The sequence below is a fragment of the Corynebacterium guaraldiae genome, from assembly GCF_053480195.1.
On record NZ_JBRBAU010000010.1, the window covers coordinates 18,961 to 39,668 of the forward strand.

20 protein-coding genes are annotated in these 20,708 nt (G+C 61.9%); 8 read left to right on the plus strand and 12 right to left on the minus strand.

What is annotated here, in order from left to right; all coding sequences use genetic code 11:
• The first annotated feature begins 96 nt into the window (after positions 1 to 96).
• Positions 97 to 783, plus strand: a complete 687-nt coding sequence (locus ACUY3D_RS08885; RefSeq protein WP_448240905.1) for an ABC transporter ATP-binding protein — start codon at positions 97 to 99, stop codon at positions 781 to 783.
• Complete coding sequence (locus ACUY3D_RS08890) at positions 773 to 3,208, plus strand: BatD family protein (protein WP_070597158.1); 2,436 nt, start codon at positions 773 to 775, stop codon at positions 3,206 to 3,208. The genes ACUY3D_RS08885 and ACUY3D_RS08890 overlap by 11 nt, the downstream gene beginning before the upstream one ends.
• On the opposite strand, the gene ACUY3D_RS08895 is transcribed toward ACUY3D_RS08890, so the two are convergent.
• Genes ACUY3D_RS08895 through prpD form a run of 3 tightly spaced genes read right to left on the minus strand, consistent with a single transcriptional unit; the run spans position 3,205 to position 6,848 of the window.
• On the minus strand, positions 3,205 to 4,353 hold the full coding sequence (locus ACUY3D_RS08895) for a bifunctional 2-methylcitrate synthase/citrate synthase (RefSeq protein ID WP_070597157.1): 1,149 nt from the start codon (positions 4,351 to 4,353) through the stop codon (positions 3,205 to 3,207). The genes ACUY3D_RS08890 and ACUY3D_RS08895 overlap by 4 nt on opposite strands.
• Positions 4,354 to 4,403: 50 nt before the next feature.
• Positions 4,404 to 5,336, minus strand: a complete 933-nt coding sequence (prpB, locus tag ACUY3D_RS08900; RefSeq protein ID WP_070563895.1) for a methylisocitrate lyase — start codon at positions 5,334 to 5,336, stop codon at positions 4,404 to 4,406.
• Entirely contained in the window at positions 5,337 to 6,848 is a 1,512-nt protein-coding gene (gene prpD, locus ACUY3D_RS08905) for a 2-methylcitrate dehydratase PrpD (RefSeq protein WP_070563892.1), read from the minus strand.
• 166 nt (positions 6,849 to 7,014) lie between these two features.
• Between prpD and ACUY3D_RS08910 the strand changes: the two genes are divergently transcribed.
• Positions 7,015 to 8,322, plus strand: a complete 1,308-nt coding sequence (locus ACUY3D_RS08910; RefSeq protein ID WP_070530634.1) for a short-chain fatty acyl-CoA regulator family protein — start codon at positions 7,015 to 7,017, stop codon at positions 8,320 to 8,322.
• A gap of 134 nt (positions 8,323 to 8,456) precedes the next feature.
• Positions 8,457 to 8,534 carry an Ltp family lipoprotein gene (locus ACUY3D_RS08915; protein WP_083299228.1) on the plus strand — a complete coding sequence of 26 codons (78 nt, stop codon included), beginning with the start codon at positions 8,457 to 8,459 and terminating at the stop codon, positions 8,532 to 8,534.
• Positions 8,535 to 8,569: 35 nt separating this feature from the next.
• Here the strand turns inward: ACUY3D_RS08915 and ACUY3D_RS08920 are convergent, their stop codons facing one another.
• The 3 genes from ACUY3D_RS08920 to upp all read right to left on the minus strand — a co-directional run bounded on the left by ACUY3D_RS08920 (position 8,570) and on the right by upp (position 11,990).
• Positions 8,570 to 9,994 carry an NAD(P)H-quinone dehydrogenase gene (locus ACUY3D_RS08920; RefSeq protein WP_070530636.1) on the minus strand — a complete coding sequence of 475 codons (1,425 nt, stop codon included), beginning with the start codon at positions 9,992 to 9,994 and terminating at the stop codon, positions 8,570 to 8,572.
• Between the two features lie 72 nt (positions 9,995 to 10,066).
• Positions 10,067 to 11,248 carry a M20 family metallopeptidase gene (locus ACUY3D_RS08925; protein WP_070563889.1) on the minus strand — a complete coding sequence of 394 codons (1,182 nt, stop codon included), beginning with the start codon at positions 11,246 to 11,248 and terminating at the stop codon, positions 10,067 to 10,069.
• Between the two features lie 106 nt (positions 11,249 to 11,354).
• Positions 11,355 to 11,990 carry a uracil phosphoribosyltransferase gene (gene upp, locus ACUY3D_RS08930; protein ID WP_070530640.1) on the minus strand — a complete coding sequence of 212 codons (636 nt, stop codon included), beginning with the start codon at positions 11,988 to 11,990 and terminating at the stop codon, positions 11,355 to 11,357.
• A gap of 61 nt (positions 11,991 to 12,051) precedes the next feature.
• On the opposite strand from upp, the gene ACUY3D_RS08935 reads away from it, so the two are divergent.
• From ACUY3D_RS08935 to ACUY3D_RS08945, 3 genes are read left to right on the plus strand one after another with little or no spacing between them, the layout of a single operon-like run.
• Positions 12,052 to 12,336, plus strand: a complete 285-nt coding sequence (locus ACUY3D_RS08935; RefSeq protein ID WP_070563886.1) for a hypothetical protein — start codon at positions 12,052 to 12,054, stop codon at positions 12,334 to 12,336.
• Positions 12,336 to 13,199 (plus strand): C40 family peptidase, encoded by an 864-nt coding sequence (locus ACUY3D_RS08940; protein WP_070563883.1) that lies wholly within the window; start codon positions 12,336 to 12,338, stop codon positions 13,197 to 13,199. Before ACUY3D_RS08935 ends, ACUY3D_RS08940 begins: the two co-directional genes overlap by 1 nt.
• Positions 13,200 to 13,210: 11 nt before the next feature.
• A complete protein-coding gene (locus ACUY3D_RS08945) occupies positions 13,211 to 14,449 on the plus strand; it encodes a SatS C-terminal domain-containing protein (protein WP_070530645.1) in 1,239 nt (412 codons plus the stop codon).
• A gap of 3 nt (positions 14,450 to 14,452) precedes the next feature.
• Here ACUY3D_RS08945 and ACUY3D_RS08950 read toward each other — a convergent pair whose 3' ends face one another.
• Complete coding sequence (locus tag ACUY3D_RS08950) at positions 14,453 to 15,337, minus strand: amidohydrolase family protein (RefSeq protein WP_083299224.1); 885 nt, start codon at positions 15,335 to 15,337, stop codon at positions 14,453 to 14,455.
• Between the two features lie 39 nt (positions 15,338 to 15,376).
• Between ACUY3D_RS08950 and ACUY3D_RS08955 the strand changes: the two genes are divergently transcribed.
• Entirely contained in the window at positions 15,377 to 16,597 is a 1,221-nt protein-coding gene (locus ACUY3D_RS08955; RefSeq protein ID WP_448240907.1) for a D-alanyl-D-alanine carboxypeptidase family protein, read from the plus strand.
• Here ACUY3D_RS08955 and ACUY3D_RS08960 read toward each other — a convergent pair.
• The 5 genes from ACUY3D_RS08960 to ACUY3D_RS08980 all read right to left on the minus strand — a co-directional run bounded on the left by ACUY3D_RS08960 (position 16,572) and on the right by ACUY3D_RS08980 (position 20,701).
• A complete protein-coding gene (locus tag ACUY3D_RS08960; RefSeq protein WP_448240908.1) occupies positions 16,572 to 17,312 on the minus strand; it encodes an RDD family protein in 741 nt (246 codons plus the stop codon). The genes ACUY3D_RS08955 and ACUY3D_RS08960 overlap by 26 nt on opposite strands.
• Before the next feature lie 4 nt (positions 17,313 to 17,316).
• Entirely contained in the window at positions 17,317 to 18,399 is a 1,083-nt protein-coding gene (locus ACUY3D_RS08965; protein ID WP_070530653.1) for a YhjD/YihY/BrkB family envelope integrity protein, read from the minus strand.
• Between the two features lie 62 nt (positions 18,400 to 18,461).
• Positions 18,462 to 19,496 carry a tryptophan--tRNA ligase gene (trpS, locus tag ACUY3D_RS08970; RefSeq protein ID WP_070530655.1) on the minus strand — a complete coding sequence of 345 codons (1,035 nt, stop codon included), beginning with the start codon at positions 19,494 to 19,496 and terminating at the stop codon, positions 18,462 to 18,464.
• Between the two features lie 48 nt (positions 19,497 to 19,544).
• Positions 19,545 to 19,736, minus strand: a complete 192-nt coding sequence (locus tag ACUY3D_RS08975; RefSeq protein ID WP_049157254.1) for a hypothetical protein — start codon at positions 19,734 to 19,736, stop codon at positions 19,545 to 19,547.
• A 65-nt stretch (positions 19,737 to 19,801) separates the two neighbouring features.
• Positions 19,802 to 20,701, minus strand: coding sequence for an exodeoxyribonuclease III (locus tag ACUY3D_RS08980; RefSeq protein WP_070685121.1), 900 nt, complete (start codon positions 20,699 to 20,701; stop codon positions 19,802 to 19,804).
• Between the last annotated feature and the right edge of the window lie 7 nt (positions 20,702 to 20,708).

The window sequence follows — 20,708 nt, forward strand, 5'->3', positions numbered from 1 at the left end:
TGTTCTACCCTCCGTTTCTATCCTTCAATCAGGTTCATAAGAACCAACTTCATCCTTCACCTCCAAAGACCGCACGGTGAAGACAGAAAAGAGCTTATGAACTCAGTCACCATTTCTAACGTCCACAAGTATTTAGGCGAAGGCGCCCAGCGCACGCATGTTCTCAAAGGCGCAAGCCTAGAAGCTGGTGAAGGCGAGTTTCTCGGCATTTCAGGAAAGAGCGGCTCCGGTAAAACAACTCTCCTGCGCGCGGTTGCAGGTCTTCTACCTATCGATGAAGGCTCAATCTCGGTCTTCGATACCTGTGTATCCACCGCTGCTCCCAAGGAACTACTCGCCTTGCGCCGCAACACAATCGGCTTCGTCCATCAAGACGACCTGTTGATGAATGAACTCACAGCGCTCGAAAATGTCATGCTTGTGCTTGCCGCAGCGGGATTCGACGAGACGACGGCACACGACAAGGCTTGCGAGGCCTTAACCCAGGTAGGACTTGCAGAACTCGCTCAACGATTTCCCGCAGAGATGTCGCGCGGCCAATGCCAAAGAGTAGGAATCGCCCGAGCACTGTCTGGGAAACGGCGAATTCTCTTGGCTGATGAGCCGTCTGCTGCGCTCGATTCTGAAAACTCGCACGGCATTTTTCGACTCTTCAAGAAGCTGGCATCAACTGGCACAACCGTGATAGCGACCAGTCACGATCCCATCATGTTGGACTATTGCGGCACGGCCTACACGCTGATCGACGGCCAGCTTGGGAAAGCAGCCCCGAATGCTCAATGAACTAATCACGAAAGTCGTGCATTCTTCGAAACGGTATCGTTTCGGCGCAGCGGCAATCGCAGTGTGCTTAGGATTATTCGCATTTGCTGTCTCGGCTGATCTCTTCATGACGTTGTCCCCGCAGCAGAAGGCGCAGTCAGAATTGGGAAACAACGCCGTGCGGGTGGACGTGCCTGTGTACACGCGGGCGGGCGTGGTTGAACAGACGCTGCCGCAACTTGATTCCCCAGAGAGGGGCTTTACTACCCAACTCGAGACTTACGATCTCTATGTCGATAGCAATCCATCAGCTTCCCTTGTCTACAAGGAGTCTCACTGGGAAGAGCAAGCTCCCGATTTTGGGTTGGCATTGGTTCAGGGCCATTGGCCCAGCGCTCCTGGCGAGGTAGTAGTTACCGAGGACGTGAACTTCAACGTCGGAGAACACACAACCGCATTCAACGGCACGCTACCGCTCCGCATCGTTGGCGTTGTATCGAATTCCTTCCACAGCCAGGAGAAAGCGGTGTACGGCGCATCGGGAACATGGAACACCATCGACGCCGACGCTTATTCCATGACCTCCGCTTCGGTCCGGCCGATTGTGTTCGGTTCCGAAGGAACGACTCCTGCCGAGCTCACCGACTTCATTAGCAGTCAGCTCGAAACTACAAACCTCGTTGATCGCGCCGCGCTTGACGACGCCTTTTCGACCTCACTCCTCACCCGCGAAAGCCTGCTCGCCACGCCGCCTTCAGGGTTCGCCGATAGCTATTCTTTCTTCTTCGGCCTGTTCGCCATTGTCATACCGTGTGCTTTGATCCTCTTTTTGTGGCGAGTCACGTACCTAGTTCTTCACCCGTTGAACCGGCGGTTCTTCGAGCTAGGAATCTCGCCCTTCCTGTTGTGGAAGTCCAGCACATCCACCCTGCTTCGTTCAGCCCTGATGTACTCCGTCTTAGGCCTCGTTGTAGGTGCAGGCCTGGCGCAATGCGTGCGCCCATTCATTTCGGGACTTGCAGGGTTGCCTGATCCTGGAGTCCTCATTCCGTGGAAATGGTTAGTGCTTCTTCTCGCTAGCTCGCTTGCAGCACTCCTGATTGGCGGTATTACCACCGCGCCGTCGACCCAGCCGCATCCGTTCTGGAAAGATATCCCGCTGCCGGCCCTATCGGCATCATTCTTGCGTTGGAGTGCTATAGCTATTGTCCTTGTGGCCGCACTCTTTACGGTCGCTTCAGCACTGCTGGGGCCAGACGTGTTCGAAACTTGGGCGCCATTGCCAACCGTGGCATTGTGCATCGTCTTTTCTCTTCTTCTCGCACGCTGTCCGCGAACCAGCCGGCCCTACACTCCAGCAGGCGTGGCCCTGAGACTTGCAGAGAAGCACCGGCAGCTTATTGGCACGGGTCTGACGTTGTTGGTCCTGTGCATGGGAACCGCAGTGTTTAGCAGTTCGATGTCAGCCAGCTTCACAGCCAGTGAGAATGACAGCTTGATGTCAACGATCGCCCCAAACCAGGCACACATTTTAGAGAAGACAGATGACGGGCTTTCCACGCGTGCTGAATCCGTTCAGCACGTAGCCACTGCGTTGGATGTGCCCGCCCCAGTTCGTGTTTCTTATGTCCAAGCCACACTGGACATGCCCACGGAGATGTCGGGGACCTTTGGCGTACTGAGCGTCGAATCCGTTCATGACGTAGAGCAACTCTTAGATCGAGAGCTTACTGCCTCAGAAAAAGAAGTCCTTAAGACTGGAGCATTAGTCCGTGATCACAGATTCATCAACCAAGACCACGTTTCAATCAGCACAAGCAAGAACTCAGGCCCCACATCACTTTCAGCGCTGAGTATGGACTTCGGGCCACACTGGGAGAAGCTAGCTGGAGGATTTATCCTTGCATCCACGGCGCAGAAACTAGATGCATCGGCAGGTAGGACACAATGGGTCTTTACGGGTCTCCAGGAAGACCAAGAAAAGCGCTTTCTTGATAGCGCTGCACAAGCCCATATCCCCCACGAGCTCGTACTACTGCCGCTGATTCAAACCTCTTCGACACCGCGGGCATTCTATATCAGTTTGGCAGCCGCGCTGCTCAGCGCGTTAGCCGTAACCTTTGTTTTCTCGCGGCAACTTGCTTGCGCCACCGAAGCAATCGAGACCACCTTCAAAGTACTAGGCCTCGATTCTTCCTGGCACCTAAGAATCGTTGTACTCACTACGGCCACACTGGCATGTGCCGCGATCATTACTGGCTGTCTCGCTGGAATCCTCCCGCTTGCCGGAATGGTCTACGCAATGGGAGATGGCCTCACTTTTGCCATCGATTGGAATGCACTTCTTGTTGCCGCAGGCGCAATAGCATTAGGCGCTGCATGTGGCGTCGGCATGTCATGCCTTCGCCACATGCAGCGCCCGTCGTCAAGCGCAACCGCTAATTAGATCTGCTTCGGCGGAACGGAGCGCTGCTCCTTGCCGTTGTAGGCAGACAGCGGGCGGATCAGGGAGTTGTTCTCGTTCTGCTCCACGATGTGTGCGGTCCAGCCGGTGATGCGGGCCATCACGAAGATCGGGGTGAAGAACTCAATGTCGAAACCAAGGATGTGGTACGCGGGGCCAGCCGGGAAATCCAGGTTCGGCTGAATCTTGATGGAGGTGTTCTCGTACATGGTCTTCGCCATGTTCTCGTACATCTCCACCCACTGCTCCTGGCCGTGGTCCTTGGCCAGCTCGCGGAAGGCAGCCTCCATGGTCGGAACACGGGAGTCACCGTTCTTGTACACGCGGTGACCGAAGCCCATGACGAGCTCCTTGTTCTTGAGCTTGTTGAGCGTCCACTCCTCTGCCTTGGCCGGGTCACCGACCTCCAGGAAGTTCTTCATCACGGCCTCGTTAGCACCACCGTGCAGCGGGCCCTTGAGGGCGCCAATGGCGGCGGTGACGGCGGAGTAAGTATCGGACATCGTGGAGGTCACCACGCGGGCGGCGAAGGTGGAGGCGTTGAAGGAGTGCTCGGCGTAGAGGATGAGGGACTTATCAAAGGCCTCAATATCGGAGCGCGACAGGGCCGGCGAACCTTCCTCCTCACCGAAGACCATCCACAGGAAGTTCTCCGCAAAGCCCTTCTTGCGGGAAGGCTCGATGTAGCCCTCACCGCGGCGACGGCGGATATCGAGGGCGACGATGGTCGGCAGCTTCGCCATGAGCTCCAGCGCGGTGCGGCGGATGTGCTCAGAATCCTTGGTGTACTCCTCCGGGTCCTGGGAACCAATGAAGGAGACTGCGGTGCGCAGAACGTCCATCGGGTGGCAAGACTTCGGCATGGAGGTGATCAGGTCAATGAGGTGGCGGTCCAGGTGGCGCAATGCCTTCTCACGAGCGGAGAAACGAACCAGCTCATCCTGGGTGGGCAGCTCGCCGTTCCACAGCAGGTAGGCAACCTCCTCGAAGGAGCAGTAGCGTGCCAGCTCCTGGACCGGGTAGCCGCGGTAGGTCAGGGAGTTGGTCTCCGGGACAACCTTGGACACGGCGGTCTCATCGACGACAACGCCGTACAGGCCCTTGCGGATTTCTGGGGTTTCAGACATGGTGTTTTCTCCTTTTATTGGGTTCTAGTGTGAGTTTCAGGCCGTGTGCCCTAGTCGAAGGTGGGCTTGTAGCTGTCCTTGGAGTAGGTGAACACGCTCTGGTCGAAGGCGTTGTACTCGTCGTAGCGCACCAGCTCATACAGGCGGGAGCGGTGCTGCATGCGGTCGAGCCATTCCTCGGATTGCAGGCCGGTTTCCTGCATGTCGCGGAGGAATTCTTCGGTAGCGCCCATGGCCACGCGCAGGGTGGATACCGGCCAGATGACGGCGTTATAGCCCAGCTCCTCGATGCGCTTGGCGGACAGCAGCTCGGTCTTGCCGAACTCCGTCATGTTGGCCAGCAGCGGGGTGTCCACGGCGGCGCGGAACTTTTCAAAGTCCTCCGGCGAGTACAGGGCCTCAGTGAAGATGAGGTCCGCGCCGGCGTCGGCGTAGGCCTTGGCGCGCTCGATGGCCTCATCGATGCCGTGGATGCCGGCGGCATCGGTGCGCGCACAAATGATGAAGTTCTCATCGCGGCGCTCGTTGACCGCGGCGGTGATGCGGCGAACCATAAGGTCCGTCGGCACCACTTCCTTGCCATCGAGGTGACCGCAGCGCTTCGGGTTGACCTGGTCTTCCAGGTGGCAGCCGGCCAGGCCGGCGTCCTCCAGCGCGGCAACCGTACGGGCGGCGGACATGGGCTCGCCGAAGCCCGTGTCGGCGTCGACAAGCACAGGCAGGTCCGTGGCGCGGGCAATGTGCCCGGCGCGCTGCGCCACCTCAGTGAGGGTGGTGAGACCAATGTCCGGCAGACCCAAATCATTAGCCAGCACCGCGCCGGAGACATAGACGCCGCCGAAGCCGCCGATGTCCTGGATGAGCCGCGCGGTCAACGGGTTGAAGGCGCCCGGCAGCGTGGTAATTCCCGGTGCGTTCAGCGCCTCGCGGAAGCTCTTGCGCTTGTCTGCATTGCTGGTAGTAGAGCCAAATAGGCCAGCCATTTAGAACAGTCCCTTCGGGGTCTCGGGTGCGGTGGCGATAGCCTCGTCGGTGAGGCGAACGTTGAGCTCGCTCAGGTCGGTGAGGTTTTCCAGGTTCTGGGCGGCAGCGAGGAAGCGCTCCTGTTCCTCCTCCGATACCTTGCCGGCGGCGAGCTTCTTGAACTTGTTGATGTACTCCTCGCGGCCGAAGGGGCGGGCGCCGAGCGGGTGGGCGTCGGCCACCGCGCGCTCATCCTCAATCACGGTGCCGTCCTTGAAGGTAATGACAGCCTTGCCGCCGAAGGCCTTCTCCTCCAGGTCGTTGGAGTGGTAGCGGCGGGTCCACTCGGGGTCCTCGACGGTGGAAATCTTGTGCCACAGGTCGATGGTGTCCTGGCGGTGCTTGCGCTCGTCGGAGTAGGAGGTCTCGTAGTCCCACTCGCCGTCCTGCAGGGCCACGGCGAAGATGTACATGATGGAGTGATCCAGAGTCTCACGGGAGGCGTTCGGGTCCATCTTCTGCGGGTCGTTGGCGCCGGTGCCGATGACGTAGTGGGTGTGGTGCGAGGTGTGCAGGACGATGGACTCGATGTCCTCCACCTTCAGGCCCTTCTCAGCCAAGGTCTTCTTGAGGGCAAAGGCCATGTCAATCGGGGCCTGTGCCTGGTACTCCGCGGAGTGCTCCTTGGTGTAGGTGTCCAGGATGGCGCGCTTTTCCTCGCCCTCAGCCGGGAGAGGGACGGTGTAGGTTCGCTCCGGGGAGTGGAGCATCCAGGCAATGAAGCCGTCCTCGCCTTCCCAAATCGGGGCCGGGGCACCCTCGCCGCGCATGGAGCGGTCTACTGCTTCGATGCCCATCTTGCCGGCAAACGCCGGTGCATAGGCCTTCCAGGAGGAGATGAGGCCCTTGCGGGACTGGCGGGTGGCGGTGGTGGTGTGTAGCGCCTGGCCGATGGCCTGGTAGATGGTGTCGACGTCGAGGCCGAGCATGGTGCCGATGCCCGCGGCGACGGAGGGGCCGAGGTGCGCCACGTGGTCGATCTTCCACTCGTGAAGGCAAATGCCCTTGACCAGGTTGACCTGGATTTCGTAGCCGGTGGCGATACCGCGGATGAGCTCCTTGCCGGTCAGCCCCTTGTGCTGTGCCACGGCCAGGATTGGCGGGATGTTATCGCCCGGGTGGGAGTATTCGGCGGCGAGGAAGGTGTCGTGGTAGTCCAGCTCGCGCACGGCAGTGCCATTGGCCAGGGCTGCCCACTCGGCGGAGTAGGTGCCGTCAACACCAAAGATGGTGGCTCCGCCTTTTTGAGCCGGGTGGGCCTGAGCGATGACTCGGGCGGAGGTCACCGGGCGGCGGGTGGCAGAGGCCACGGCCACGGAGGCGTTATCGATGATGCGATTGATGATCATCTCGGTGGTCTCGGCCGGAACCTCAACGGGATCTGCTGCGACCTTGGCAATCTTGTACGCCAGGTGCTCTTCGATGGGGAAGTTCTCAGCGGACTTGTGGGTACGTACTTCGTGGTTAATCAACGGGGTTTTCCTCCTAGACAACAACGGCTGCGATAGCCATCACACTATCCCCCGCCCGTGTGGCCTGCCACATGTGTAAACTGTGTTTATCTGTTGCAGGGTTTTGCGTTGTTTGCAAACCTTGTGTAATTACCTGTTGGGGCGGCTTTTTGGGAGGACGCACACAATGAGCAAGCACTACGCGGGGGCAAGAATCCACGCACTACGCAAAGAACGCAAACTCACCCAAGCGGCCATGGCACAACAACTGGGGATGTCCACCAGCTATCTCAACCAGCTGGAGAATGACCAGCGCCCCCTCACCGTCACCGTCCTCATGCAGCTGACACAACGCTTTGGCGTTGACGCCACCTACTTCGCGGGAGACCGCGACCTGCGCGCGCTCGCCGAGCTGCGTCAGCTCTTCCCCGAGGCCTCCGACACCACACTCACTGACTTAAGCGGGCGCTTCCCCGAGCTACTCCCCAGGCTTGTCGCCGCCGCCGCACACACCCCCGCGGAAACCGGCCCTTTCGAAGCGGTCCGCGACTTCTTCTACGACGCCCACAACTACATTCACAGCCTGGACGTCGCCGCCGAGGAGCTGTCCGATTCCCTCGGTGACCGCGTCCTGCGCCGCGGGCGCTTGGCCTCAGTCCTGCAGGACGAGTTCGGCGTTACGACACGATTCTCCTCAGCCTCACCGCGCCGACGGACCTTCCACGACCGCGAGCTGCACCTGCGCGCAGGACTCACGGAAGCCCAGCTCGTCTTCGAGATGGCGCTCCAGTACTGCCTCCTGGCCTACCCGGAGCATTGCGCGGAACTCGTGGCTGAACTCCCCAGCGCCGAAGCCCGCTCCATCGGCACCTATGGTCTGGCCCAATACTTCGCGGCGGCCGTCACCATGCCCTATACGCAGCTCCTCACCACCGCGGAGGAGACGCGCTACGACATTGATGTGATCGCGGCATCCTTTGGCACTGGTTTCGAGACCACCGCGCAGCGCTTGTCGACGCTTCAGCGGCCCCACCACCAAGGTGTCCCTTTCTCCTTCATCCGGACCGACCGCGCGGGCAACATTTCCAAGCGCCAGTCCTCCACCGCCTTCCACTTTGCGCGCAGCGGCGGCTCGTGCCCGTTGTGGGTGGTCCACCGTGCTTTTGAAACGCCAAACCGCATCACGCGCCAGGTGGCTTCGATGCCCGATGACCACACCTACCTGTGGATCGCGCGCTTCGTCCAAGGCCAGGCTCAGGCTTGGGGCACGCCGCGCAAGGAATTCGTCGTGGGGTTGGGCTGCGATATTGCGCAGGCGGATCGCGTGGTTTACGCCGATGCGCTCAACCTCTCCCCTTCCGAGGCAACCCCCATCGGCCCCGGTTGCGCCGCCTGCCCACGCCCGGCCTGCCCGCAGCGCGCCTTCCCACAGGCGGGGCGCTCCGTCAGCCTCGACCTCAATGCCACTCCGGTTTCGGCTTACGCGACCTCGTAGTTTTCACCAATTCGCCCACGCTTTCGAATTTCCTGCAGCAATGTCCAGGTGGCTTGCCAAGATAGGACTCGCTCGGCACCACGCCGGGCTCTCGTCTCTCACCTAAGCAGGAGGTTCTCTCATGTCCAACCCCTATGCAGCTCACCAGCGACTACGGCGAGCGGTTCACCATGGAAGAAGCCCAGCATGCGGTGAGCACACTGGGCTTATAAAACCGAGCTGAAGCTAGAACAGAGCTGGAGCCTGCCTACTCGAGGTCGTCGTGGGCAACGAGGCGGCGGGCTGCCTCGGTGATGGTGCCGGACAGCGACGGGTAGACCGCGAAGGAATCCGCCAGCTGGTTCACGGTGAGCTGGTTGGTTACCGCCACGGCGATGGGCAGGATGAGCTCGGAAGCGGTCGGGGCGACGATGACGCCGCCGATTACGCGGCCGGAGGTCGCGCGGCAGAAGAGCTTGACAAAACCGTGCTGGAGAGAGCGCATCTTGGCGCGCGGGTTGGTGTTCAGCGGCATCGTGATGGTGCGCGCGGCGACCTCGCCCGCCTCAATCTCCGCCTGGGTAAAGCCCACGGCAGCGATCTCCGGGCGGGTAAACACGGCGGTGGCGACCGTCTTCAAGCGCAGCGGGGATACACCCTCACCCAGGGAGTGGTACATGGCGATACGCCCCTGCATCGCGGCAACGGAGGCCAGTGGGAAGAGGTCGGAGCAGTCACCCGCGGCGTAGATGCCGGCAACGTTGGTGCGGGAAACGCGGTCAACCTCGATGTGACCGGACTTCGTGGTAGCCACGCCAACGTGCTCGAGGCCCAGGTTCTTCGTATTCGGGATGGAACCGATGGACATGATGACGTGGGAGCCGTGGATCTCGCGGCCGTCCTGGGTCTTCACCACGACGTTTCCGTCCTCGGTGCGGGAGACCGTTTCGACGCGGCAGTTCTTTTCCAGCTCCACGCCGCGCTCAGCCAGGACGGTCTCGAGGACGTCGGCAGCATCGGCGTCATCATGCGGCAGAATGCGGTCGCGAGAAGCCACCATGGTCACGCGCACACCCATCTCCGCGAAGGCGGAAACGAACTCGGCACCGGTCACGCCGGAGCCGACGACGATGAGGTGCTCCGGCTCCTCCTTGAGGTCATAAACCTGCTGCCAGGTCAGGATGCGCTCGCCGTCCGGCTGAGCGCCCGGCAAGATGCGCGGGGTGGCACCGGTGGCAACGAGGACCAGGTCCGCGTCGAGGGTCTCGGTGGTGCCATCAGTGTGGGTGACATCAACCTTGTGCGCGGCACCCTTCACGCCGTGCTGGTCCTCGGAGAATGCGGCGCGGCCATCGATGACCTTGACGCCGATCTTCTCCAGGCCCGCGCGCACGTCGCGGGACTGGTTGCCGGCCAGCGCCTGCACGCGGCCGTTAAGCGCCTCCAGGCTCAGCTTCAGCGAGCCGAGCTGGTGGTTCAGGCCCATATCATCCGCGCGGCGGAAGTCGGTGCGAATGTTGGCGCCGGCAATAAAGGACTTCGACGGGACGCAGTCCAAAAGAACGGAGGAGCCACCGGGGCCCTGTTCCTCAACCAACGTAATGTGCGCGCCGTACTTGGCGCCGGCAGTCGCAGCCTCGTAGCCTGCGGGGCCGCCGCCGATAATTACGATGCGGGGGGCTTCCTGTGACACTGTCGCTCCTTTTTTAAAAATCTGCCTATAAGAACTCTGGGAAATCCTTGTCACAGTGTAGTAGTTAGAAAACTAATCCTCCACGTTGGCAAACTGTTCCGCCACGGAGCCGAAGAGTTTGACGCCCACGCCGATAGCCCTCTCATCGGGGGCCAAATCACCCATATGCAGATCGTGCTGCTCGCCTTCGCCGGACCAACAACCCAGGCGGGCCATGGAACCGGGGACCTTCTCCAAGTACCAGGAGAAGTCCTCGCCGCCCGAGGACTGCGGCGCTTGGACCACGGCTTGCGGGTCGATGGCCTGGGCAGCGCTGGCGAGGAGGGCGGTGGAGACGTCGTCGTTCAGCACCGGCGGAACCCCACGGTGATAGACCAGCTCATGTTCCACGCCCAGGGGTGCTAGGACCTGCTCCACAAGCTCAGAGAACAGCGTTTGCATCTCGCGCCAGATCCCGATATCCGCCGTGCGCATGGTGCCAGACACCGAGCCGGTCTCGGGAATCGCGTTCGGTGCATAGCCGGAATTCACCTGACCAAAGACCAAGACGGTGCCGGTGCGTGGATCGACGCGGCGCGAGAGCAAACCCGGCAGGTCCGTCAGCAGCTTGCCCAACGCATAGACGACGTCCGCCGACAAGTGCGGGCGCGACGTGTGCCCACCCGGGCCGGAGACGTTGATTTCCACGACGTCAGTCGCGGAGGTGATCGCCCCGGCGCGGACGCCAATGCGCCCGACGCGCAGCTTCGGCTCGACGTGGACGGCAAAGATGGAGTTCACGCCTTCGAGCGCACCCCACTCGATGACGTCGGTGGCGCCGCCTACCCAAACCTCTTCGGCAGGTTGGAAGATGACGCGAACGCCGAAGTCCAGCGGGTGCTCACGGTTGAGATCCGCCAAGGCACAGGCCGTGGCTAGTGCAATGGTGGTGTGCATGTCATGCCCGCAGGCATGCATGACGCCGGGGACCTCGGAGGTGTACTCAAGGCCCGTGACCTCCGTGACCGGGAGCGCGTCGATGTCGGCGCGGAAGGCCAGGCGCCCAAGTTCCGTATCGGGCCCGATGTCCACCATGAGGCCGGTTTCGGGGAAAAGCTGCGGCTCCAGACCGTACTCACGCAGGGTGCGAGACAGGAAGCGCGTGGTTTCCACTTCCTTATTGGAGGTCTCCGGGTGGCGGTGAATATGGCGGCGCCACGCGATGACCTCCGCGCGGTGGTTGCTGAACCACTCACTGACGTAGTCCGAGATCACTGCTTCCTCCTCCGTGGTGTCCTGTTGGGAAGAGTCTACAACTAGACCATGCGGTTCAGTTAGCCGGGCAGGTCACACGCCGGATATACTAAGCGGTCTACCTTCGCTACAGGTCGATATTGCGGGGACCGTAGAGGCGGTCGCCGGCGTCGCCAAGCCCCGGCACGATGTAGGCGTCCTCGTTGAGGGCCGGATCAATCGCCGCGGTAACCAAGCGAACCGGCAGCCCCGAGTTGGCCAGCGCATCGACGCCCGGCTGCGCGGACACCATGCAGATCGCGGTGATATCGGTGGCGCCGCGGTCCGCGAGGAGTTTCAGGGAATGCAGGAGGGAACCGCCCGTGGCGAGCATCGGATCGACGACAAAGACGCTACGCCCGCTGAGATCCTCCGGCAGGGCCTCCAGGTAAGGCACCGGCTCATGGGTTTCTTCATCGCGCGCCATGCCAATGAAGCCAACTTGGGCATCAGGGATCATCGACAGCGCCGGGTCAATCATGCCCAGTCCAGCACGGATGATGGGCACGATAATTGGCGGGTCCTGCAGGCGGGTGCCCTCCGCCGTGGCAACGGGAGTAACGCAATCAAAATGCTCGACGGGCAGGTCGCGCGCTGCCTCATAGACAAGCATGGTGCCAAGATCCCGCAGAGCTGCACGGAAGGCGGCATTATCGCTGCGGGCATCGCGCATGAGTGTGAGCCGGGAGGCGGCGAGGGGGTGGTCTACTACGTGGATATCCATGCCCTTCACTGTATAAGAATCGGCCGGGAACCGATCAGCGGGCAGCACAGTCTAATAAGCCATGACTAGCTTCCACACGTTTAATATCGACACCGAACACACCCGTAGGCTGGCGCATGAGCTTGCCGCCATCTCCCAGGCCTCCTCCACTCCCCCTCCTGAGCTACCGGTCGATACCGTTCTGGGCGGTTTCACTGGAACCTTTAACACCGCCATGGAGAACCTTGCTGCCCGCCTTACCCAGGTCAGGGCGGATGCCGGTGCCGTGGCGGACTCCAGCTTCCGCATGGCCCGCGAAGCGGAAGACGCCGATGGTGCTCTCGCGAACGCGTGCGGGGGTCTGTGATGTTGGAGTCAGCACTCGCCCACATTGCCCGGATTCAGCCGGCGCAGCTTCCCGACGTCTCCCTGCCCACTGTGCCCGATCTCACTGCTGCAGGGCCGCTAGCGGAAATTGCGCATGGGGATCCACGGGCGTTGTTAGACACTGCACGCCAAGCCACTGAGGATCTCTCCACCGCCCGCTCAGCTCTGGATACTGCCCGCGGGCTCATCGCGGCGACAGTCAGGGACCTCATCGGTCTGGGCTTCGAGCTTCTCCAGCGCGGACTACCTATCGCTCTCGGGTTGCTTATCCCAAATCCTGCAACACAGGCTGCGGCGCGTTCAGCATTGCAAGCCCTGGCCATGGAATACGTTGGCAAAGCGATGCTTCGCGTCAAGCAGCTGGCTGGGGAGCTCCTGCAAGCAGCAGCTCCCCTCATCCCCATTGGCCAGCGTGCTGTTCGCCCCTCGGTGCGCGGCCCGCAGGAGGAAGGCGTGGTGCGCCACGCACTCACCGCGTCCTCCACCGCAAGCGAAGGAACCACGCAAGGGCAGGCAGCGACACAGGCCGCCTTGTCCCAGGTGGGGACTCCCTATGGGTGGGGCGGTACCGGCAATGGCAGCTTTGATTGCTCTGGGTTGACGCAATGGGCTTGGCGCCAAGCGGGGGTGGAGCTGCCGCGCACCGCAGAAAGCCAGACCGTGGGCCGTCAGGTAAGCGCAGACGAACTGCAGCCCGGTGACCTCATCGTGTGGGATGGTCACGTGGCCATGTACTCCGGCGGCGGACAAATGGTGGAAGCGGGCAGCCCTGTGCAAACCAATCCGCTGCGTACTAACAACATGGGGATGGCTTTCAAAGGGTTCTGGAGGCCTACAGGGTAGACTGTTTGCCCATGAACACCCGCGCGATTGTACCCATCCAGCTCTCCCTTTCTGAGGGTGATTTTTATACCCTCTGGGCGCCGAAGTGGCGCCAGAATGGTTCCGAGTGGCAGGCCTTCCTCGGTGATGACGAGTCCGTCTTGCTCTTTAACACCGAAGCCGAGATGCTGTGCTTCCTCGAATCCGGCTCGAAGCACGACCTGCTCGATCACCCAAAGTGGGAGGCCTTCAATTCCCAGGCGGCGGACCGCGTCGTTCCGGAGAAGAAGCACGTATACGACCTCATCGGCATGCCAAAGCACTTGGCTGGCCGCCCCAGCCACGAGAACGTGTCCACCGTCGCACGCTGCCTAGAAATTGCACACGCGCTGGCAGAGGTCGGGGCCGCGGAGCACACCGTGATTTTCTTCGCTTCGCATTCCATTTTGCGCAACCCCGCCCGCGGAGCCGATCACTATGCCGGTGACCAAGGCATGGGCGAATGGTCCGGCGTAGGCCGCGTTATTCATAGCAACTGGCGTGAGGTCATCGAGGACCTCGACAAGGTAGTCAAGGTCATCCCTTCCTCCGATTTCAGCCAGGAGGCAACCGCGGATGCCGCTACCCGCATCTCTGCCGCCAGCGAAGCCGCGGAAGAAGCACGCAAGAAGGCCGAAGAAGAGCGCGAGGCGGCAGCGAAATCCGCCGATCCCTACGACAATTCCCCGTGGGCAGCCGCAGGCATCGACCCGATTAAGATCACCGCCAACCAGCGGACGGTCTACACCCTGCGCACCTACCTCAACGGCAAGCCGGTGTTCCTGGGCAAGTGGGGCGAGATCTTTACCTTCCCCAGCTCCAAGGTGCTCGTGCGCTGGATCATGGAGAACGACGACCATGACCTAGCAAAGGTTTCCACCTGGGAGGAGGTCGTTGCCGCGGCGAACGCGGGCGAGCTCGAGGTCACCGTCCACCCGGATAACCAGTACACCTTCAATGGCATCGTGCGCGACATTGAAAAGGGTCCGGAGGCAGTCGATACGGATCAGATGAGCCGCTGCTACGAGGTCTGTGCCGACGCTGCCGACTGGGCCGGGGATGACTCCATCAACTCTTATATGCTGCAGAACCCGCGCTTCCAGGACTACCTGGGCTACATGCTCGGCTCCACCGAGCACGCGGGCTACGTCCCCTCCAAGCCCTACACCGAGCACGCGGAGTCCTGGAAGGGCCTGGAGGAAATGCTGACGAAGCGTTTCTCCCGCTTCTAGCTTCTACTTGGAAGACTCGCTGTCTTCTTCCGCATCGGAATCGCTCATTTCTGAAGCGTCTTCCGCGAATTCCGGATCCGCCAGTTCCTCATAGGCGGGCAGGATCTCCTGCTCGATGAGGCGCTGGCGGTCTTCTTCGCTAGCAAAGGAATTCTCAATGGCCTTGATGGTGAGGTCGAAGAACTCCTCGAGGCCATAGCCGAAGGTCTCGCTCAGGGCGAGGAAGACATCGCTGAGCTTCTCGCCCGCCACCGTGCAGGTAAAGCCGAGCTGCTGCAGCAGCGGCAGAGGGTGATCGACCAGCTCCTCTGCGGGCAATTCCTCTAGCGGCGCGAAGGTCAGCGCGATGCGGCGATCCCGCACCCACGCAGAGGCCTTGCCCGGGCGAACGCCGTCAAGGTCGGCACCGAAATCATCGATGAGATCCGTTGCGTGGACCAAACGCGTCGCACCGGCGTGCACGGCTGCCACGGCATCCTCGTACGAAGCCACGTCCCGCTCCCAGGGAATGAAATTTTCACGCAGCTTCTCCGCTGCGGACAGCTCAGTCAGCGCTGCACCGGCAACAGCCTCGCCGGCATCCACATTGTCGGCCGCGCCCTCCACGATGATCCGCGCATCAATACCGGGAACATCAAGACCCTCTTGCGCCGCAGCCAGCGCCTCGGCGGCGCCGAAGGGGAAAGCACTGGGGCGCAGGCGGAGCTCGGCGTAGACCACGTGGTCGTCGGCAAGCGCCTGCACAGCAGCGTGCGTGGCCGCGCGGAGCTCGTCCGGGGTGGATGCAACCGTGGGCAGCGGCGCCAACAGCGTCACTTTGGGCAGACGAGCGAAAATCTCGGCGCCGGAATCTTTGTTTTCGGGGCTAATCAGAGGTGCGTCATGCATGAGGTTCATCCTAGGACGGGGTCTAGGATTAAGCACGCTATGAAACATGTCCCCGCGCTCCTCACCGTCATCGCTCTGGCCGCCACGCCGCCGGCGTTTGCAGAAGAGGAAGAGTCATCATCGCCCACGCGCACCACTGCGCCGGATACTGACTTGTGCCCGCATTCCCTCGTGCCTGAGGAGCCGACGACCACCTCGGAGCGGTTGGCTCCCGGCCAGGCAGCGCCCACTCCCCTGCCCGCGGTTGAGGGCGCTGCGTGCGGTGTCACCGCGCCGTCGGGTTTTCGGGTCAATAAGGACGTCGTGGCCTCGGCGTGGATGGTCAGTGACGTGGACACGGGCGAGATCATCGCCATGAAGGACCCCAACGGGCGCTACCGCCCGGCCTCCATCATCAAAGCACTGTTAGCGCTCGTGGTCATCGAGGAGCTTCCCTTGGACCAACGCATCACCGCCACGCTTGACGACGCCTCCGTCGAAGGCTCCGCCGTCGGCCTCGGCCCGGATGGGGTCTATACCGTGGAGCAGCTTCTCCAGGGTTTGCTCATGGCTTCCGGCAACGATGCCGCACACGCTCTCGCGCAGGCCATAGGCGGGGATGAGGAGGCGCTGGAGAAGGTCAACGCGAAGGCGAAGGAGATTGGCACGCGCTCGACGGTGGCGGCCAGCTACTCCGGGCTGGACGCGGCGGGTATGTCGACGTCCGCGGCGGATATCTCGCTGATTTACCGCGCGGCTTTTGCCAACGACACCTTCGCGCGCATCGTCGATACTGAGCACGTGGAGTTTCCCGGCTGGGGTGACATGCCCGGTTATGAGCTGTGGAACGATAACGGGCTCTTCCTCAATGATCCGGATGGTATCGGCGGCAAGACCGGCTATACCGAGGACGCGCACCACACTTTCGTCGGTGCGATCAACCGCGATGGGCGCCGCCTCCAGGCGGTTCTCCTCGATACGACCGTTGAGCATGGTTTCCGCGCGTGGGAGCAGGCGCAGATGCTTCTCGACGAAGCCTCCGACGTCCAGCCCGGCGACGGCGTGGGGCAGCTCGATGATTTCGCGGCTGGGAGGCATGAGCCTTCGGAGTCGCAGGAGCCAAGCCCTGTGCCTACCGCGCCTTCTGCCACCGCCACCGCTGAGGCCCCGGCGGCGACGTCCTCCTTCGCGGACTCGCAGGGCTGGATCGGGTGGCTGGTGGCGGGCCTCGTCGCCCTCCTCGTGGTGGCGGTGGCTACTTTTTCACTACTTCGGCGTTAGCCATGATGTCGTGCTGGCCGCGAAGCGCGTTCTTCGGGCCAATCGTGGTCACCACGTAGAGGGCTCCGAAGAAGGCAATGAGCGGGCCGACAAGCGGCACGAGGGAGGCCACGCGCCACCAATTGCGTTTAAAGCTCTGCTGCCAGGTGAGCTTGTTGTGAGTGCTGACATCGCGCACTGTGTAGCCCGCAATCATCTTTGCAGGCGTTGCTCCCACGAGGACCTCGAAGCAGAGGTAGTAGGCCACCGTGATGATGCCGGTGATGCTGGTGAGCCAGACCTCATTGACGCTGGAGTTATACACCCCGATGCTAACGAAGAGGGACGCACCGATCGCCGCAATGACGTAGTCGATAACGGCCAAGAGCACGCGGGTGCCGGGAGTTGCGCGCGGGGAGTCCTGAACGGGCGCATCAGGCGCAGGAGCATGGTGGTTCGCACCCCAGCGGCCGGTCGTGGCGTAATCATCCAGCTGCGCCCACGTGAGCCGAGCACCTGATTCCAGCATTTGGTCATAGCTTGCGCGGGAGGAAGGCTCGCAAAGAATGCGGGCGGCAACTGCGAGTTCCTCGCGCTCTGGGTTGTCGGAGAGGTAGCCGAGGCCTTCGAGGCGGGCGTCGGCAGCCGCCAGCTGCACGCCGAGTTCGCGTGAGGTCGCGCGCGAATCTAGGTTGAAGTGTTCGTACAGGTTCGGAGCGAAAGATACTGGAAGCATCGGCCTACTTTCGGCGCAGCAAGGCCCATGCGCCCGCGGCCGCCGCGCCGAGGGCGGCACCGGCGCCCAAGGTCACGCCCGGGTTCGGGCCCCGGCGGATCTCATTGCGGACGCGGATAACCGCCTGATCCGGAACCGGCGGGACCATCAGCTCCAGGGATTCCTCGGTGGTGGCCGTCCACGCGGAAACATAGAGCACGACGCGCCACACCAGGTACATGACCACCATGAGGACGATCACCGGGCCAAACACGGCACCAGCCGGGTTTCCCGCCGCGGAGGACATGATGACGGTGGACAGCTGCTTGATGGCTTCAAAGAGCACCGCGCCGATGGCCGCGCCCATCAAGCCCGACTTGGTGGGCACCTTCGTGCGCGGCAGGAAGGCCACCATCCACCAGAAGACCAGGAAGTTAGCGATAAGACCAATCACGATTCCGGCGATAACAAGCACCGCTCCCATGCCAGGGAAGGACTCGATGCCGACCCACTCGAAGATCTTTTGGGTCAGCCCGGAGGAACCCGCTGCCGTCACGCCGAAGGCGATGATCATGGCCACGAGCAGGCCAATGAGGCCCAGCAGGTCGCTGAGCTTCTTGGTGACAAAATTGCCCGGGGCATCAGTCGGATCCTGCATCCACATCGCTGAAATACCAATGCGCAGATTATTCATCCACCCCAGCCCGGACCACAGGGTGGTCAGGCCACCGATGCCGTACATTGCGCCGCGCTGCTCAATCGCGGTGTGCAGGAGCTCCGTGATCGAATTACCCAGATCGCCCGATACGGCGTTGGTGATCTGCTCCTCCAGCTGCTGCATGAGGTCGGGGCGGTTCGCCAGCACGGTCGCGGCGGCGGCCACGGTGAGCATGAAGATGGGAAAGAGAGCTAGAACCGAGAAATACGTAATTCCGGCCGCGAACTGGTTGCCGCCTTGGCTACCGTAGCGGTCCAGCATCTTCATAATGTGGTCGATGAAGCCGGACTTCTCACGGACTTTGTCTACCGCGCCCGGTTCATCGGCGTGAGCTCGCTCAATGCCGTAGTCATCGGTCTTCTTCTCATCAGGTCGAGTCGTTGGCGCCACTGGCGTTCCCCTTAAAAGTTAATTACAGAAACCTCTACACAGTCTTCATCATGCTAGCCAACTCAGCCGCGACGCGCGGGGAGGAACCCCACCGCCTCGTAGACCTTGTCCACGAGGGGGGTGGCGATCTCCGTAGCGCGCTCGGCGCCCTGGGCCAAGATGCGCTCGAGCTCGCCGCGGTCTTCCATGAGCTCGTCGTAGCGAGCCTTGAGCGGAGTGGTGAAGGCCTCGAGCGCCTCGGCCGTATCGACCTTGAGGTGGCCATAGCCCTGACCGGCATACTTGTCCACGAGATCCGGGATGCTCTCCCCCGTCAGCGCGGACTGGATGGCCAGTAGGTTGGACACGCCCGGCTGCTTCTCACGGTCAAAGGCCACCACGCCGAGGTCATCGGTCACCGCGGACTTGATGCGCTTGGCGGAGGTCTTGGGAGCATCGAGCAGGTTCACGATGCCCTTCGGGTTGGCCCCCGACTTCGACATCTTGGACGTCGGCTCTTGCAGGTCATAAATCTTGGCCGAGCCTTCCGGAATGAAGGCCTCCGGCACGCGGAAGACCTCACCGTACTTGTTGTTGAAACGCTCCGCCAGGTTGCGGGTGAGCTCGAGGTGCTGGCGCTGGTCCTCCCCCACCGGCACGTAGTGCGGGGAATAGAGAAGGATATCCGCGGCCATCAAAACGGGGTAGGTAAACAAGCCCACCGAGGTGCGGTCCTGGCCCTGCTTTTGAGACTTGTCCTTGAACTGGGTCATGCGGGAGGCCTCACCGAAGCCGGTCAGGCACTGCAAAACCCACGTCAACTCCGCGTGCGCGGGGACGTGGGATTGGACGAAGAGGGTAGATTTCGCCGGGTCGATGCCCAACGCGATCAGCTGCGCAGCACCCGCCACAGTGCGGTGGCGCAGCTCCTCTGGGTTCTGCTCCACCGTGATGGCGTGCAGGTCCGGGATGAAGTAGAAAGCCTCGTGCGAGTCTTGCAGGTCAATCCACTGCTTGAGCGCTCCGAGGTAGTTACCCAGGTGGTAAGAGTCCGCCGTGGGCTGAATGCCAGAGAGGACTCGGGAAGCGGAGTTCGATGCAGAAGTGGAGTCAGTCATGGTTGACCACTCTACTCTGCCGCCTCCGCTGGGGCGGCGCTGCGTCGGTTAAATCTTGCGGGAGGTCGGGCTAATAACGTCCATCATGACGGCGAAACCGGCCACCATGAACGCGCCGCCAACGCCCTGGAGGACGATCGGGCCAAGGAAGGCAAAGGACGGTCCGACGATGGTCCACCACCAGATACCCAGGGCAAGCAGAATAGCGCCGAGGACAAAGTAGATGATTGCGCGGGTCATGAGCATCTCCTGCGAAATAGAAAAGGACGTTAAGACGGGATTATCGTACCACTACTTGGAGTGGGCTACTTGTACTCGACCAGAAGCGGAGAGTGATCAGACCAGCGCTCCTCCACCGTCGGCGCCTTCTCCACCCAGGTGCGCTGCGCGCGCTCCAGCATGGCCTTCGTGGCCGCCTGGTAGTCAATGCGCCATCCGGCATCGTTGTTGAAAGCCTGGCCACGGTAGGTCCACCACGTGTAGGGGCCATCCGCCGCCGGGTGCAGGCGCCTGGCGACGTCAAACCACTGCGGATCCTTGGCCGCCTCCCAAGCGGTCTTGGTTTCGTAGTCCACCACGCCGAGCCAGTCCCCCAGCCCCTTCTTGTCCTGCGGCTGCTCATCCGGGAAAGAACCGAAGACGCGGTCCATGAAGGCGCGCTCCTCCGGCAGGTGGCCGGACTTTTTCTCGTTGGCCTTATTGTTCTTCAGGTCCTGGGCGCGGTGGCAGATGTTCCAGTCACCGCCGATGACGGCCTCCGGGTAGGTCGCGGCCATCTCATCCAAAACTTCAGAGAACTCATCCAAGAACAAGTACTTCTCATCTTGCTTCGGGGAATCGGTATCACCGGAAGGCAAATACAGGGAAGCCACCCGCACGCCTTCCACGGTGGCTGCGATGAAGCGGCCGGATTCGGCGAAGGAGCCGAAGCCCACGGAGACGTCGCCAAGCGCGTGCTTCGATAGGATACCCACGCCCGCGCGGCCCTTGGCGGCAGATTCGGCCTGTACCAGGTTCCATCCGGCCTCCAGAGCCGGGGCCAAGGCCTTCTGGGTCTGCTCGGGGTTGGCGCGCACCTCCTGCATGAGGACGACGTCGGCCGGTGTGGTCTCCAGCCACGCGTTCATGCCTGGGTTGTTCTCATTGCGCTGTTTGCAAGCCGCGCGGATGCCGTTGACGTTGACGGAGGCGATGGTGAAACTCATGCCGGAC

Coding starts and splice junctions, on each gene's coding strand:
- ACUY3D_RS08975 (WP_049157254.1), bottom strand. CDS start 19,736: ATGACCCGCGCAATCATCTACTTTGTCCTCGGCGCTATTCTGCTTGCC.
- ACUY3D_RS08945 (WP_070530645.1), top strand. CDS start 13,211: ATGAACACCCGCGCGATTGTACCCATCCAGCTCTCCCTTTCTGAGGGT.
- ACUY3D_RS08940 (WP_070563883.1), top strand. CDS start 12,336: ATGTTGGAGTCAGCACTCGCCCACATTGCCCGGATTCAGCCGGCGCAG.
- ACUY3D_RS08980 (WP_070685121.1), bottom strand. CDS start 20,701: ATGAGTTTCACCATCGCCTCCGTCAACGTCAACGGCATCCGCGCGGCT.
- ACUY3D_RS08895 (WP_070597157.1), bottom strand. CDS start 4,353: ATGTCTGAAACCCCAGAAATCCGCAAGGGCCTGTACGGCGTTGTCGTC.
- prpB (WP_070563895.1), bottom strand. CDS start 5,336: ATGGCTGGCCTATTTGGCTCTACTACCAGCAATGCAGACAAGCGCAAG.
- ACUY3D_RS08885 (WP_448240905.1), top strand. CDS start 97: ATGAACTCAGTCACCATTTCTAACGTCCACAAGTATTTAGGCGAAGGC.
- ACUY3D_RS08960 (WP_448240908.1), bottom strand. CDS start 17,312: ATGCTTCCAGTATCTTTCGCTCCGAACCTGTACGAACACTTCAACCTA.
- ACUY3D_RS08915 (WP_083299228.1), top strand. CDS start 8,457: ATGCAGCTCACCAGCGACTACGGCGAGCGGTTCACCATGGAAGAAGCC.
- upp (WP_070530640.1), bottom strand. CDS start 11,990: ATGGATATCCACGTAGTAGACCACCCCCTCGCCGCCTCCCGGCTCACA.
- ACUY3D_RS08890 (WP_070597158.1), top strand. CDS start 773: ATGCTCAATGAACTAATCACGAAAGTCGTGCATTCTTCGAAACGGTAT.
- ACUY3D_RS08935 (WP_070563886.1), top strand. CDS start 12,052: ATGACTAGCTTCCACACGTTTAATATCGACACCGAACACACCCGTAGG.
- ACUY3D_RS08910 (WP_070530634.1), top strand. CDS start 7,015: ATGAGCAAGCACTACGCGGGGGCAAGAATCCACGCACTACGCAAAGAA.
- ACUY3D_RS08955 (WP_448240907.1), top strand. CDS start 15,377: ATGAAACATGTCCCCGCGCTCCTCACCGTCATCGCTCTGGCCGCCACG.
- ACUY3D_RS08950 (WP_083299224.1), bottom strand. CDS start 15,337: ATGCATGACGCACCTCTGATTAGCCCCGAAAACAAAGATTCCGGCGCC.
- trpS (WP_070530655.1), bottom strand. CDS start 19,496: ATGACTGACTCCACTTCTGCATCGAACTCCGCTTCCCGAGTCCTCTCT.